Raw genomic sequence first — 15428 nt, 5'->3', positions numbered from 1 at the left:
GCTCGTTTCGCGGTGAAATATAAGCATAGTATAACTTTAAAGTTTATACTTTCTTATATTTCAAAAAAGGCTCAGATCTCGATAACGAGTTCTGAGCCTTTTATTTCTTCATCCTTCAAGACGGCATCTTACAAGCCGAGTATATGGTAGCCAGCATCTACATGAAGCACTTCTCCCGTAATGCCCCTGGACAAGCTGCTCAGCAGGAACATCGTTGCGTCACCAACTTCCTCCTGATCAATATTGCGGCGAAGCGGAGCTCTTTCTTCAATGGTAGACATAATATCATTAAAGCCGGATACTCCTTTTGCAGCGAGCGTGCGGATGGGTCCTGCAGAAACGGCATTTACACGTATGCCGTATTTGCCAAGGTCCTCAGCCAAGTACATTACGCTGGCTTCGAGAGCCGCTTTGGCAACGCCCATAACATTATAGTTTTTTACGACCCGCTCCGCGCCGATATAGGTTTGGGTTACGATGCTGCCGCCTTCCGTCATCAGCTTCTTCGCTTCGCGAGCAACTGCGACCAAGGAGTACGAGCTTGAATTTTGCGCTAGCAAATAGCCCTCTCTAGTCGTATCAACATATTCCCCCTGCAGCTCATCCTTATCGGCAAAAGCAACGGAATGCACCACGCCGTGAATAACACCCGTGTTTTTTTGGATCTCGTCAAATGCAGCCGTTATGCTGTTATCATCGAGCACATCGCAGGATACCTTTTGCAGCGCATTGATTTGATGCTGTTCGAGCAGCTTGTTGAGCTTATCCAATGATCTTTCCTTACGGTAGGTGAAAATAAGCTTAGCCCCTTGATTATGCAGCGACTTCGCAACTCCCCATGCAATGCTGCGGTCATTGGCTACACCCATAATAACGATAACTTTGTTGTTCATTAAGTTTGACATGATGCTCCTCCTAGTTGTTCTTCCCAGCTTAAAATCGTATATGTTTAACCTGCGTTAGTACGCGGTCATACGCTTTTTTGAATTTGCTTCTTTGATCCGGCAGCAGACTGAGATTTGACATTGCTGCAATCTGCTCTGCAATCTCGCTGACAGTTTTATGCTCCGTATCTATATGATGGCCCAATCTGGCATCCGAAAGTCCTGTCACGCATCTTGTAATTTGCTGCTCCGCCCAGGAGTCAGCTCGTTCTCCCCTGCCCCGGAGCCTCTTCTTTAGTGTATTTTCTGACGCGCATAGCGCATAATGATGAACGGCTGCCCCGTCTTCTCGCAGGCGTCCTATGATTTCATCAAAAAAAGGCAGATCTACGAGCGTCATCGGTGCAATAATAATACCTTCATAGGATTCATCCATATGCTTCAGCATCGCATAATTCATGTCTCGCCACATCGGATAATGTTGAAAATCGCTTATATGCGTTGAGCGCGGCGTATTCTTTCTTATAAAATAACCCGCGTTTTCCGGATCGTATAGAAAAGAATGCTCCAATCGTCTATGCAATTCATGTGCGGTCTGTGTCTTGCCCGCCCCAAAGGCGCCATTAATCCATATGATCACCAGCAACACCTCGATATGTAGCTCCTGCCACTGTACTATACTAACGATAACCCATGAGATATTCAACTTCTAATTCATGTCCGCCGATCCTTTATTGACTGTCTGCTGTCTGACATAGGTTATGTAATCCGTATTTTCAGGTACTAAGCCCGCTTGTTTGAGCAGTAAGCATAGACGATGGCCAAATGGAAAAAGCGGATGCGTCCTCTCCCATTATCCGGGCAAGCCACACCTTCTCCGCCGCGAGAATATGGGAAAGTAAGCTTAATGCCTTTTCCAATGGATGATCACTTTTTTTAACTGCCGTAAATCCTCATTTTCAGGTGAAACAACAGTCAACACGACATTTTCCATCTATACTGCACCTCTGTTTTCATTTTTTTCGTTTGATCTGGCTCTAACGCCCAATTTATTTATCCGAAGCCAACAGCTCTTTTATGACTTCGATATTTTTAGCCGCCCTGTGATTCAGAGACTTTTTATCCTTCAGACTTAATGATTGCAGGTCATGGCCTGGGTCGATAATCAATGGCTTTGACATTATGTCATCCAAAATTTGGGCAGCGGTTTTATACGCTCGATGAAGCATATCAATTTCTGCCTTGCTTTTGACCAGCTTTATGATTTCAATAATATGCTCCGCATACATAAGCTTAACGATGCTGTCAGAAGACATAACATGCCGGGCTGCGAATGCGATGACACGCTCTAAAATCCGGCTGTCCGGATAGTTTTTGGCGATAGCCAGCAATTGAACCGCAGCATCCCAATTCCGAAAGGAAAGCTCGCCGGCATTTTTTTCGATTAATTCCTCATACCAGGCGACTTCTTGTTCCTTCGTAATCTCGTAGGTCTTGTACTCTTCGTAATTTCCTTCGCGATGCATTTGAAAATAATTGCCGTAATGGTCGGTAAATAATTGTTTTGCCCGCGTTGATTGCTGATCCATCCTATCTCCACCTTATATTGATAAGCCTATCGATTCTTCAAATCGTTCGCACAAAGCGAAATGCAGTGGCGCTTTCCATTAGGCAAAAGACTAGTGAGCTGTCATCTGACCAAGTTCCTGCCGGCTGCGAATGTGTGCCGAAGCCAACCATATCCGTTAAAGGTTTTTTCTGCAAAGCTTGACGTGAGAGGAATTCTACGGGAACACCAAGCGCATCGCCGACGCATAATCCCAGAATGCCATCGCGTACTTTTGTCATGACTGCATCATCTCCGTTTTTTTGGAGTCAAAGCATAATAATTCCCTTCAGTATAGCAAGATTGCTTTGATTGCGAAACCATCCTAATCCTGGCCAAGCGTAAACGACCGACGCCGACATCTGCAGCAAAAGCAATCGTTTGGCTAAAATTCTTATCTGTAAACAAGCGTAAACGGCTGTCGCTGTCCTCAGTGGCAAAAGCTATCGTTTCGCGGAGATATATAAGCACATTTCTAATGTGAAAACTTATAAGTTCTTATATATTAAAAAGGCTTCACGTCCAATATCGGACGCGAAGCCGCTTCATTTCAATCAATCCCGCTTTTATACAAGCAAGCCCAAGGCCTTTAATTCTCGCTCGTACCTACTGATCATCAAAGCCTTCTCGTTTTCTTCTAAGAAAGCTGCAGCTGCCCCGTTCATGATCAACCTTGCCACATCGTTCACAGAAAGACCAAGATGCTTGATCAGCAGCTCGTATTCCTTCTGAATCGTTGTATCTGAGACGGTCATATTATCCGTGTTTACCGTGACGACGATTCCATCCTCCAAGTATCGGCGCAGCGGATAGGCATCCCAGCCGGGAACAGCCTTCGTCTGTAAATTGCTAAGCGGACACATCTCAAGCGGGATTTGGCGCTCTTTGACAAGAGAAACGACCTCGGGGTCTTCCAGCATCCGCACGCCATGCCCGATTCTCACTGCGCCTAAGCTTGTAATGGCGACCTTAACATTTTCCGCGCCGGCCGCTTCGCCCGCATGGATCGTCACCGGCAAACCGAGCTGCCGGGCATCCGCAAACAGCTGCTGGAACAGCCTTGCCGGAAATGATGCCTCGTCCCCAGCCAAATCAACGGCTACGACCCCTTTTTTATAAAATCGCGCTGCCTCTAGAACAACGTCCTTATTCAATTCATAGGAATGATTTCTCATGCATATAATGATCGCTCTCGCTATCGTTCCAAAGGCTTGTTCTCCACGCTGCAAGCCTTTAACGACGTGATCGATTACCTCATGAAGGGTTAATCCTTGCACGCAATGCAGCTGGGGAGCGAAGCGCACCTCGATATAATGAACGCGCTGCTTCGCAGCCTGCTCAACCACCTCGAATGCAACTCTCTCCAGTGCGGCACCCGTTTGTAAATAAGGCAAAACAAAGCTGAACTTACTCAAATATTCCTTCAAGCTCTCACAATGCTCGCCCACCTGCATATGACTCAGCAGATCAGCGTGCGAGCTGACTGATATTGGATTTCCTTGCTCGATAGCAAGCTCCTTTAACGTATCTGGCATTACGCTCCCGTCTAGATGCACATGCAAATCGACCTTTGGCAGCTGCGACAATAACGTCCTTACAGCTGCCGATTGTTCATTTTTTAACGTCATCGTCAAATCCCCTTTCGGTATATTCATACACATTCATTACTGCTCGTATACATCCCCTAGCGATATCTAACTCCCGCGATACGTACTATACCCTCCGGGAGCTACTAATAACGGCACATGATAGTGCTCGCTTGCATCTCGAATACGGAATCGAATCGGTATGAAATCAAATAAACTGTCGGATAAAGCGGATAGATGCTCCATACGGCCAAAATATTCGCCTGCTGCAAATATCAGCTCGTAGACCCCCGGCTGCACCTCATCCCCTTCCAGAAGAGGCTGATCCATTCTTCCGTCATTATTCGTTTTATAAGCACCCATAAGTCGCGGAGCCTGCTCCGCACCTGTAATTTCACCCAGATACCACAGCTCTATCGAAATGCCTATAACAGGCTTGCCGCCTGCCAGATCAAGAACATGTGTCGTTATCCGGCCTCTCATGCCGGATCGCCCCCTTCCTCGAGATCAGCCTGCGTAAGGGTAAAGCCTTGGAAGCCATAAGGCGGACGAGGTTCCGTATATACACCCGCAGCTGCAGCGTTTTCCGGCTCGACGATTGTCTCCCATGTTCGATTGTTCGATTCGAAACGAACCTCAGCCAACTGCGGAAAGGTCTTTAGAATACTTCTTCCGATCTGATAGATTAAATATTGAATAGAAGGCGAATTTTTGGAATGGAATTGCGTATGGGCGAGATCATGGATTTGCTCGGAAGGAACATATCGGCTGCGCGTGGTGTCGGCAGCATCCTCTGCCTCCGCATATGTCCAAAAGATATCCAGGAAAATAAATAAAGGGCGGTCAAAGCTCTCGGGCAAAGTGGTGTATTCATCGCGTACGAAGCCATAAAACGAACTGCCGCTTACCTTAATGAGCTGAATATGCGCCAATGCGCTTTCTTGTTCAACGAGCTTAATCTCATCTGCGGTGCGAATCCATTTTTGAGAAGCGCTGGCATGCTCGTTATGCGAACGGCGAAATACGAGCTGGCTGTCGCTCCACCCGCTTCCTTCGGCTATGGTAACCGAACTGAAAGGGAGACGGTCAGCTTTAATCTCAATGGCATCAATATGCGGATATCGCTCTAGAAACCGTTCACTGATGAAAGCGATAAGTCCTTCTGTCGTGCTTCCTTCAAAGCTTGCAGTTTGACGCAAAATAAAGTTTTTCATCGAGTCCGTAGCCACAACCTGTGTATTGTCGCCTTCCGTGAAGGAGGTAAGCAGCACCTCACTGCTGACGGAGAAAGTAATGTTATGGGCAAAAATAATATTGCTGTCACCCGTAAACGGCGACTCGGGTATGGCTTGAACATTGAGCGGAGCGGCGTAAGTCCGATAGCTCAGCACATCCCCTTTTCCATAGTAAAGCGTGCGACCGCTGCGTAATTTTAGCATATTACTCCGTCCCTTCCTACTCTATGATGAGATCTCGTAATCGAAACCCGGATATTTTCTCAATTTCACGCAAGGCTTGCTCCATTTCTTCAGCTGATGAATTCCAAACTCTCGCTACCATCGCTTCAAGAATTTGTGCCTTGTTCTTCCCTTTCACCGCTAGAATGAAAGGAAATCCGAATGTTTTTACGTACGTCTGATTTAATCCGTAAAAATGCTCATATTCCTCTGCGGATAACTGGTCAAGGCCCGCGCCTTGCTGCTCCAAAGCGGAGTACTCCGCCACTGCGAGCCGCGTTCCGAGGTCAGGATGCGCGCGAAACAAATCAATGATCGTTTCTGCCCTGGATTCACGCACGACATTTATCATAGCGGTATGCAGAACGTCTACGGATGCGAACGGCCTAGCGTGATAAGCAGAGGCCGCTACCCACGGCGAATGCTCAAAAATGGCGCCAAGCAGCTCAACGAATTGCTCGCGATTGCTCTCATTTATTTTTTCCATCGTTATCTTCATGTCCAGTACCCCTCATGCACAGCTACCGCTGCTTCCTCAACCTCTGGAAACGGGCCGATCACTTGAATGGCTTTTCGCCCCTGCGCAAACACGATGCGGCAAGGTAAATCCAGAGTCGGATTCTGTTCATCGTCGCCGGTTAACTGCGCCAATCGTTTCTCCGAAATGCCGTAAACCACCATGCCGACATTTCCCCAATAAATGGAGCCGGCACACATGGCGCAGGGCTCTGCCGTCGTGTAAAGCGTATAGTGCCAAAGCTCGTCTCTGCTGTACCGTTTCGATGCTTGTTCCATAAGCGTTCTTTCCGCATGGCCGGTACAGTTGGACTCCGTAATTTCCACATTTCCTTGCTTTAGCACGATTTCGCCTTCTGCGTTTACCAGAATAGCGCCAAAAGGCGTATTACCGGCTTCTCTGGCCTGCCGCGACACTTCAATGCTCTCCAATAAATAAAATAAATGCGAATTTTTATTTGTCATGTCGCTAGACGCCTCCCTTCCATCGCTCGTTTAACTGCCCGCCATATCCCGCCATAGCCGGTACAACGGCAAATATTTCCTGATAAGGCTTCAGCGATTTCATCCTCCGAGGGATCCGGATTGCTATCAAGCAGCGATTTAACCGATATGATCATGCCCGGTGTGCAATATCCACATTGGAAGCCGCCCTCCTCCAGAAATGCCTGTTGGATCGGATCAATCCCGCCTTCCGCAACCCCTTCGATCGTCGTAATGCTTTTTCCTGAGCACTGATAAGCCATCGTTAAGCAAGAATTAACGGCTTTCCCATCGATCAGCACCATGCATGCGCCGCAGCGGCCGATTTCACAGGAACGCTTCGTGCCGGTCAGCGCAAGCTCATCTCGTATCAGGGTCAGCAGCCTTGTGGATGCCGCCGTCTCCATGGTTTTATCGTTTCCGTTGATGTTGCAATGGAGCGCAAACGGCTTTTGAACTTTTTCTGTTTGATCGCTCATGACCGTTCACCCTTTCCTCAGAAAAAATGGTTCCTCCTGCAAAAAGCTCGGCTCTATCGGCAATTTCGTTACCCATTTGCCGCTTGCTTGCCGCACTGCCGCGGCTATGGCCGGTGCTAAGGTTACGGACCCGACCTCGCCAATGCCGCGCGGGCCATAATCATCATTTTCCGGCAAATGCTCAATCGGCTCGACCTCTACCCGTCCCTGCTGATCAACAATCGTCGGAACCAAATACGTATCCAGGTTACGCGTGATATAATGACCCTTTTCCATCACGGCATCTTCCATTAAAGTAAAGCCAAGCGCCATGCTGCTGCCGCCTTCGATTTGCCCGAGATAGCCCTGAGGATTCACAACCGGTCCCGCCGCAACCGCATGATATTGCTGCAATACCTTCACGCGTCCCGTTAACGTGTTGAGCTCGACCTTGACCGCAACGGCCGAATACGTATACATAAAATGGGCGCCAACACGATCCGTAGGAGATGTCGGGAACGAAAAGGATGTTTCACATCGGATAGGGGGATTTCCCGATTTTGCGAGTTCTTCAAAGGTTAGGAGCAGCTCATCTTCCGATACGCCTCTAATTCCGCCGTCACTCAGGCGAAGCTCATCTGTGGAACGGTTCAGCATGACTCCGGCCCGCGTGAGCAGCTGTTCAGTGAAAGGCTTCTTCAGCCTTTGCAGCGATTTCCACATCATCGCGGTTGCGCGGGAAGCCGTTGTTGATCCGCTGTCAGGCACAATATCGGTATCGCCGATTATGATTCGGATATCGCCTGCTCCGAGCCCATACTGCTCAATGAGCATTTGCTCCAGCGTTGCGATGAGGCCTTGACCGAACTCTTCGTAGCCAAAGACCGCTTCGATTTTCCCGTCAGGCGCAAGCTCGAGTCGTCCGCCTGCCGGATCGGGAATGCCAACGCCAAGTCCCGCGCCATGCATTGTAAACGCAGCGCCAATGCCCGTTTTTATCCACGGCTCTGAATGAAGAGCTTTCGGCTCATTCAAAGCATTCCTCTCCTGCCACAACGAACTCTTTTCGATTGCACGCCATACCTGCTCGGCACCTTCAGTCATCGCTATCGGCTGATCGAATGGGCCGGGATCCTCCACTTGGCGCATGTTCAGCTTGCGGAATGCCCAAGGCTCCATTCCCAGCCGTTCTGCTAGCCGGTCCATTTGACCTTCCAAAGCGAATATCGCTTGATTGCCGCCAAATCCTCTGAATTCCCCGGACATTCCATTGTTCGTAAATACCGATACGCCATTTACTTCCAAGTGCACGTATTTATAAGGACCAATGACATGCTCGGTCGCAAAATTCAGCACCTCTGCGCCAAGCGTTGAATACGGTCCGGTATCCGAAAGGATTCGGACTTGATGTGCCACTAATTTGCCCTTCGCATCAACGCCAGTCTTCATCGCAATCCTCATGGGATGCCGTTTTAAGCCTGCACGAACCGATTCTTGACGCGAATTATGCATCTTGATCAGCTTTCCGGTTATTACGGCCAACAATGCCCCATAGGGCTGTACGTTCAGCTCATCCTTCCCGCCGAAAGAACCGCCGATTGGACTGGATACGATTCGAATGTCCTCCTGCGGCTTCGAGAGAATTCGAGCCAGCTGCATGCGATCCATGAAACCATGCTGCGTCGGGGAAAATACCGTCAATCGACCGTCATCACCTGGTACGAATAAGCCGCCTTCCGTTTCCATGTAGGTATGCATTTGACGAGGAGTAGAGTAGGTTTCTTCTACAATATGCGCACAATACTTAAATCCTTCGTCCGGATTCCCTCTGGAGAATGCGGTCCGGTGCATCGCGTTCCCCTGAGGATGCAGCTTGGGAGCATCCTGCTGGAGCGCCGCCTCGGGATCATCCAACACTTGCAGGATTTCATATTCCACTTCGATCAGCCCAATCGCATGTTGAGCGATGGCTACCGACTCGGCCGCAACCGTGGCAAGCGCGTCTCCGACGTATCGCACAAAATCCTCGCATAAAACAGGCTGATCCGGATGAGCGATCCCGAAAGCATTTAATCCCGGTACGTCCAAATAAGTAAGCACCGCATGAACCCCCGGCAACTGCTTCGCCTTATCTGTTTGGATGGATACAATACGGGCATGAGGATGTTCACTCCGCAGCACAAGGCCATAAAGCATTTGCTCGCTTGTCATATCCGTTAAATAAGCTAAGCTTCCCGTCACCTTGCCTAAGCCGTCCGGGCGAATCCGCCATCGCCCTCCGCTGCTTGATCGGTTTAAGAGCATACGCCTCCTCCTCCTCCCGTTTACGTTTCGTTTTTGGCTGCTTTCCACAGCTCCGTTACGATTAAATTCGCAGCTGTCTGCTTGCGATAAGCAGCTGAGGCGAACAAATCCTCTCGAGGCTCATACAGCTGGAAAATCCGATTGTACACATGCTGAAGCAATGGGGTATCGACGGACTTGCCGATGATTTCCTTTTCCAGATCCTCATGTCTAAGCGGAATCATTTGACCTCCGCCAAGCGCTATGCGGATCTCATTGACAATTCCCGAATCCGATAAAGCTCCGTTGATGGCAACCGTAACGACAGATGGCGTAAAAGCCTCACGTCGCCCTACTTTATGGTAAGCGCAAAAACGCTTTATTTTCGAAATCACTACCTGATCGATACCAGCTTCGTCGCCCACCGTTTCCGTCAGCTCATTGAAGGGCAGCTGAATTCCGAGGAGCAGCCGCTCGGTTCTTTGGCTTGGATCATTTGCTAAGCGCAGCCAATCCGCCAGTAAAATCCGCTGCTCCGCCGTTCCGTTAAACCAGATCACTTCGGCATCGTATCCGAGCAGAGCAGGCAGAGAATCACCAATGAGGGATGCGACATTGCCCCCAATCGTTGCCAACTGGCGAATGGACGGCGCGGCTATAAGGCGGATGGCCTCTGTGACCATTGGAAAATGGCGCTTTAGGAAATCATTCGTCCGACATGCCTGCAGACTCATTTGGCCGCCGATTTGAAGACCGGCCTCACCGACTCTAATCTCATTCAGCCCCTTAATGGCACTTAGATCGATTAAATGCTTCGGCATAGCTGCCGTCCCGGACTCCCAGTGCGTGCGAAGCAGCGTTCCTCCAGAAATATATACGGCTTCCGTTCCATAGGTCTGTTTCATAAGCCACGCCTCCGCGGGCGTTTGCGGGTGCCATACCAGAGGAGACGCCATGGTCTCCTGTACATTCATGCCCATCGTTCTCCCCCCGTTGTCTTTAAAATCGTTGCTCCCTAACGTAAGGTACGCCAAGCGCTTCGGGCGAACCGGAAGGCTTGTTGCGATTTCGCCAGCCGAGAAACATCAGGACTAATATCGTTACGATATAAGGAATCATTTTTAAGAAATATGATGGAATGTCGCTCCCGATTAATTGAATGCGGAAACCCAGCATATCCAAAGCGCCAAAGAAGTAAGCGCAGAAGAGCGCGCGGACCGGGTTCCATCTTGCAAAAATAATTAAAGCAACCGCAATCCAGCCTCTGCCCGTCGTCATCCCTTCGGTCCAGGTTGGAGAGTAAACGAGCAGCAGGTCTGCACCGGCTATGCCGATTAAGATGGAGCCCGCAACGATGTAGCCGTAACGAAGGGCTTGCACACGAATGCCCATCACATCTGCGGTAGCAGGATTGTCGCCCATCGCCCGCAAATGCAATCCCCACGAGGTCCGGTGAATAAACAAATGAAGCGCGATGACGAGCACAAAGCTGAACCAGGTCAATAAATCGAGATGTGCAAAAATTCGACCGATAAAAGGAACGGCTTCCAGCCAAGGCATATCCAGCTTCGGAACAGCTCTCGGCACGGGAAGTCCGCTGACCGGCTTACCGAGATAGGCGCTAAGCCCTGCTCCAAATAGCGTCATCGCCAGACCGCATACGATCTGATTCGCCCTCAGCGATACGCTTAGAAAAGCATGAATGCCGCCCAATATAACACTTATTCCGCAAACGGCAAGCAGCGTTATCGTCAAGCTGCCGGTTTGCAGATAGGTCAGGCATGCCGTAACAGCACCCATGAGCATCAGCCCCTCGGCGCCAAGCTGAATAATGCCCGATCTTTCGATCAAAATGCCGCCAAGCGTTGCGAACAATAACGGTGTACCAGAGGATATGGCGGCCAGCAGCATTTGATACACGATTTCCATCAATTAGACGCTCCTTTTCAGCGGATTTTTCGAAGCCTGAATTTGCTTAAGGTGCCGCCGGCAATGAGAAAAAACAAAATGGCCCCCTGCAGCATTTCGGAGATCGAGGAAGGTAAACCGATCGTTTGCACGCTGTATCCCCCTACGATCAATCCGCCGAATAAAAACGAAGAAACGACCAGCCCGATCGGATGTAATTTAGCCAGCCATGCTACAATGATTGCTGTATAGCCGTAGCCTGGGGATATGCCGTACATGAGTCGGTGCGTTACGCCGGATACCTCCGCCATTCCCGCAAGTCCGGCCAAGCCGCCGCTGATTAGCATGACCAGCAAAATGTGTCTGCTGATTCGGATACCTGCATTTTTGGCCGCCTCGGGATTAGCGCCGATCAACCGGAGCTCATAGCCCCAGCGCGTATATTTAATGAAGAAACCGTAAAGAACGATGGCGATAATGCCGAACAACAAACCGAGATGCAATCTCGTATCCCCCAGCACAGGCAAGGATTGGGCAGCCGTAAACATCGGTGTACCGGGAAAATTCATCCCCTTTGGATCCTTCCAAGGACCAAAAACGAAATAATCCATGGCCAGCAGCGCGACATAATTGAGCATCAACGACGTCACCAATTCATTCACTTGAAAGTACGTGCGGGGAATCGCGGTTAGCAACCCCCAAATGCCGCCGGCAACGATACTCAATACGATCATCGCTGGGATAATAAAGATACCGGGCATATTCGGAAAATAAATCGTAACCGCGGTCGCAGCCATCGCGCCAGCAGCAAATTGACCTTCCGCGCCAATGTTCCATACGGATAATCGATAAGCAATCGCTACGCCAAGACCACAGAGCAGCAGCGGAATGGTTTTCACAAGCGTTTCCGTTAAGCCGTATGAGGTACCAAAGGCGCCTGTAAACATTTTCTTGTATACAGGAAACGGGTTCATTCCATTCGCTGCAATATATATTCCGCATACGATTAAGGCTAACAATACCGAAAGACTAGGAATCCACCACGAGCTTCCTTTTTTCGAGTTGTCCATTTCAATGCGATAGGATCGCCATTTCCATCTGCTAGGTTCAAGAGCCGGTTTTATGGACAGCGTTCCATCCTTGCTAAGGTTCGGCTTTTGTTCACTCATCCAGCTACCTCCTCATCGACCTGGAGACCAGCCATATACATCCCAATTTTTTCGCGATCTGCTTGTTCCCGCGACATTTCCCCTACAATTTGACCGTTATAGATAACCAAAATCCGATCAGACAGCTGAATCACTTCATCCAAATCTTCTGAAATAAGCAAAACGCTCTTGCCGCCGTCCCGCATTTCAGCCAATAAACGGTGGACTCCCTCCGTTGCTCCAACGTCCAGCCCTTGTGTCGGATGAACGGCTACCATCAGCAGCGGCTCCTGATGAATCTCTCTTGCGAATAATAGTTTTTGCTGATTCCCGCCAGACAGTTGCTGTACGGGAGCGTCAAGTCCAGAGGTTCTTACATCGAATTGCTCGACCAGCCCTTCCGCCCATGAACGATTCATTCCCATTCGCAGAAAACCAAAGCGCGAGCGTTCTTTTGTCCGGTAGGATTTGAACAATAAATTGTCGACAATGCCGAGACTGCCGGCAAGTCCGCTTTTCATGCGATTCTCAGGCACGTGGGCAATGCCAGCCTCAATCGCTGCGCGAACCGATCCGTTTTTCAAATCCTTTCCGTCAAAAAGTATCGTCCCGCGCTTCCACGTTCTTAAGCCCGTAAGCATCTCGGCAAGCTCCTTCTGGCCGTTACCTGCAACTCCCGCTACGCCTACAATTTCCCCTTCATTCACATGCAGTGTAAAATGATCCAGCGATTTTCTGCCGTGATCTGCATATACGTCAACCTGCTTTACATCAAGCAATCGTTTTCCTGGAGCACGAGGGAGAAACGTCCTGCTTTCACCAAGCTCTTTGCCGACCATCAGTCTGGCAAGATCCCGCTCATTCGTTGCTGATTTCTCCATGCTGTGGATGAGCTTCCCTTTTCGCATCACCGAAATATGATCCGAAGCGGCCATGACTTCCTTCAGCTTATGCGTAGTTAGAATGACCGTTTTCCCCTCAGCCTTCATATGCTGAAGCGTTTCAAACAGCTGCTCGGCCTCGCCGGGCGTCAGCACAGAGGTCGGTTCATCCAAAATAATGAGGCTGGCGCCGCGGTAAAGCGTCTTTACGATTTCTACGCGCTGCTGCTCCCCCACGGAGAGCTGCCAGATCGGGCGGTTTACGGGGAACGCTAAGCCAAAATGCTTAGCAATCGCTTCAATTTCCTGCTGTTTGTCGTTCATCCATTTCGCACCGCGCCAAAACGATGATTTTTCGCCCAGAACAATATTCTCAGCAGCCGTCAGCGTCTGTACGAGACGGAAGTTCTGAAAAACCATGCCGACACCGAGCTTCATCGAATCCTTTGGCGATCGGATCCTTGCCAGCTCACCATGCAGAAGGATATCGCCGCTAGTTGGCCTGTACACGCCTGACAGCATGCACATCATCGTACTCTTGCCGGCACCGTTCTCTCCGAGCAGCGCATGAATTTGTCCAGGCTTCGCGCGAAAATCGACAAGATCATTCGCTACGACAGAGCCAAACTGCTTAACGATCTGGCGCATTTCTACCGAATAAGTTTCATGCATGCAGTACCTCCTAAGGTATGTGGAACAAACCATTTTCGTAAGCAATAGCTTACAACTTGCGGAACAAACTTGCTCCATAAACTTGCTCTCTATCCGAAAAGCTGTGAATAAATCAACAAATCCCTTAATTCAGGGATTTGTTGACTTCTCCATATATGCAAAGAGCAATTATTTCGGAATCGTGCCCTCTACTCCGCTTACGAACCAATCCATGATCAAAATGTCATCAAGCGTTAAGGTCTTGCCATCCTCAACCTTCACGGCTCCCGAAGCGTCCTTTATCGGACCCGAAAACACATTAAGCTCGCCGCTTACTAGCTTCGCTTTCGTTTCGGTCACCAGCGTCTTCACGTCCTCCGGCACGCTTGGTCCAAGCGGCGCGATATCTACCATTCCGTCTGCCATAGAGCCTGAATACTGCTCGCTTTTCCAGGTCCCGTCGATGACCGATTGTACGGTCTTCGTATAATAAGGACCCCAATTCCATATCGGATTCGTTAAGTACGCTTCCGGAGCAAATCTGGTCATGTCCGAGTCATTGCCGCCAGCCATAGCGCCTCGCTCGGCTGCAGCTTGCAGCGTTGCCGGTGAATCCTGATAAGCCAGCAGAACATCGGCGCCTTTATCCAGCAAGCTTACGGCTGCCTGACGCTCAGTCGTCGGGTCATACCAAGTATTTGTCCATACGACACTAACCTTCGCATCTGGGTTTACGCTTTGAACGCCCAGTGTGAAGGCGTTTATGTTATAAATAACCTCTGGTATCGGAAATGCCCCCACATAACCAATGATGTTTTTCTTCGTCATTTTTCCGGCTGCAATACCGCTTAAATAGCTGGCATCAAAGTTTTTGCCGAAGAAGGTACCCATGTTATCATTCGTTTTGTAGCCGGCCGTATGAAGAAACTTCACGTTTGGAAATTTCTTTGCGACGTTAAGGGTATAATCCATGTAGCCGAAGCTTGTTGTAAATATAACGTCATGGTTCTGGGCCAGCTCTGTAATAATACGTTCCGCATCCGCGCTCTCAGGCACGTTTTCAACCGTATCTGCTTTGATGCCCAGCTTTTCTTCCATGTACAATCTGCCTTTGTCATGCTCAAAAGTCCAACCGCCGTCACCAGGAGGCCCGATATAAACAAATGCGACGCGCGGCAGTTTGGCCGGCGCATCGGTTGCAGTGCCTTCGGCAGCCGATTCAGTAGGAGAATTTGCTGCACCTTCATTGGCGTTGTTCGCATTGCTGCCGGAACAGCCGCTAATGACGAATACAAATGCTAGCAATAGGGCTACGCTTACGGATAATGCTTTTTTGTGCTTTTTCATACGGTTCCTCCCCGACTCTCTATTTTTTTCGAAAGCTGATAACGTACAAGTCTTCCATGTACACTGTCAATCTCTCATCGCGAAATCCTTTCGATTTTGTGCCGGATAAGGCTTCAATCGAATTCGCTAGTTTTGGAGTAAAAACCAACAACGTAATTTCAATATAATTACACGTTAACTATATGTCAATATATATAACATTAATATTTTTAAGCCATAA

General features: G+C 49.3%; 16 protein-coding genes. All 16 read right to left on the bottom strand.

The features are described from left to right. Nucleotides 1-128 precede the first annotated feature (128 nt). Nucleotides 129-905, bottom strand: a complete 777-nt coding sequence (gene fabI / locus RCO25_RS12505; RefSeq protein ID WP_308996480.1) for an enoyl-ACP reductase FabI — start codon at nt 903-905, stop codon at nt 129-131. A gap of 28 nt (nt 906-933) precedes the next feature. Continuing rightward, entirely contained in the window at nt 934-1524 is a 591-nt protein-coding gene (locus RCO25_RS12500; RefSeq protein WP_308996549.1) for an AAA family ATPase, read from the bottom strand. 409 nt (nt 1525-1933) lie between these two features. Beyond that, nucleotides 1934-2473, bottom strand: a complete 540-nt coding sequence (locus tag RCO25_RS12495) for a hypothetical protein (protein WP_308996479.1) — start codon at nt 2471-2473, stop codon at nt 1934-1936. Between the two features lie 37 nt (nt 2474-2510). After that, on the bottom strand, nt 2511-2732 hold the full coding sequence (locus tag RCO25_RS12490; RefSeq protein WP_374992104.1) for an ADP-ribosylglycohydrolase family protein: 222 nt from the start codon (nt 2730-2732) through the stop codon (nt 2511-2513). A gap of 324 nt (nt 2733-3056) precedes the next feature. After that, nucleotides 3057-4118, bottom strand: coding sequence for an adenosine deaminase (gene add / locus RCO25_RS12485; RefSeq protein ID WP_308996478.1), 1062 nt, complete (start codon nt 4116-4118; stop codon nt 3057-3059). A gap of 66 nt (nt 4119-4184) precedes the next feature. Continuing rightward, entirely contained in the window at nt 4185-4559 is a 375-nt protein-coding gene (gene uraH, locus RCO25_RS12480) for a hydroxyisourate hydrolase (protein ID WP_308996477.1), read from the bottom strand. Next, nucleotides 4556-5515 carry a factor-independent urate hydroxylase gene (pucL, locus tag RCO25_RS12475; protein ID WP_308996476.1) on the bottom strand — a complete coding sequence of 320 codons (960 nt, stop codon included), beginning with the start codon at nt 5513-5515 and terminating at the stop codon, nt 4556-4558. Before pucL ends, uraH begins: the two co-directional genes overlap by 4 nt. Before the next feature lie 16 nt (nt 5516-5531). After that, nucleotides 5532-6032 (bottom strand): 2-oxo-4-hydroxy-4-carboxy-5-ureidoimidazoline decarboxylase, encoded by a 501-nt coding sequence (uraD, locus tag RCO25_RS12470; RefSeq protein WP_308996475.1) that lies wholly within the window; start codon nt 6030-6032, stop codon nt 5532-5534. Next, nucleotides 6029-6514, bottom strand: coding sequence for a nucleoside deaminase (locus RCO25_RS12465; protein ID WP_308996474.1), 486 nt, complete (start codon nt 6512-6514; stop codon nt 6029-6031). The genes uraD and RCO25_RS12465 overlap by 4 nt, the downstream gene beginning before the upstream one ends. Continuing rightward, nucleotides 6511-7011 carry a (2Fe-2S)-binding protein gene (locus RCO25_RS12460; protein WP_308996473.1) on the bottom strand — a complete coding sequence of 167 codons (501 nt, stop codon included), beginning with the start codon at nt 7009-7011 and terminating at the stop codon, nt 6511-6513. The genes RCO25_RS12465 and RCO25_RS12460 overlap by 4 nt, the downstream gene beginning before the upstream one ends. A gap of 6 nt (nt 7012-7017) precedes the next feature. Next, the gene (gene pucD, locus RCO25_RS12455; protein ID WP_308996472.1) at nt 7018-9294 is read right to left on the bottom strand and encodes a xanthine dehydrogenase subunit D; all 2277 of its coding nucleotides are present in this window, start codon (nt 9292-9294) and stop codon (nt 7018-7020) included. Between the two features lie 20 nt (nt 9295-9314). After that, a complete protein-coding gene (locus RCO25_RS12450) occupies nt 9315-10253 on the bottom strand; it encodes an FAD binding domain-containing protein (RefSeq protein WP_308996471.1) in 939 nt (312 codons plus the stop codon). A gap of 19 nt (nt 10254-10272) precedes the next feature. Next, the gene (locus RCO25_RS12445; RefSeq protein ID WP_308996470.1) at nt 10273-11202 is read right to left on the bottom strand and encodes an ABC transporter permease; all 930 of its coding nucleotides are present in this window, start codon (nt 11200-11202) and stop codon (nt 10273-10275) included. Nucleotides 11203-11219: 17 nt separating this feature from the next. Beyond that, nucleotides 11220-12251 (bottom strand): ABC transporter permease, encoded by a 1032-nt coding sequence (locus RCO25_RS12440; protein WP_308996548.1) that lies wholly within the window; start codon nt 12249-12251, stop codon nt 11220-11222. Between the two features lie 95 nt (nt 12252-12346). Next, a complete protein-coding gene (locus tag RCO25_RS12435) occupies nt 12347-13882 on the bottom strand; it encodes an ABC transporter ATP-binding protein (protein WP_308996469.1) in 1536 nt (511 codons plus the stop codon). 168 nt (nt 13883-14050) lie between these two features. Continuing rightward, nucleotides 14051-15208, bottom strand: a complete 1158-nt coding sequence (locus tag RCO25_RS12430; RefSeq protein WP_308996468.1) for a BMP family ABC transporter substrate-binding protein — start codon at nt 15206-15208, stop codon at nt 14051-14053. Nucleotides 15209-15428: the final 220 nt, after the last annotated feature.

Origin of the sequence: Paenibacillus sp. LHD-38 (assembly GCF_031157315.1) — a bacterium.
Taxonomy (GTDB): Bacteria; Bacillota; Bacilli; order Paenibacillales; family Paenibacillaceae; genus Pristimantibacillus.
Note: the sequence above shows the minus strand (reverse complement) of the source record. Positions and strands in the feature narration are given on the sequence as shown.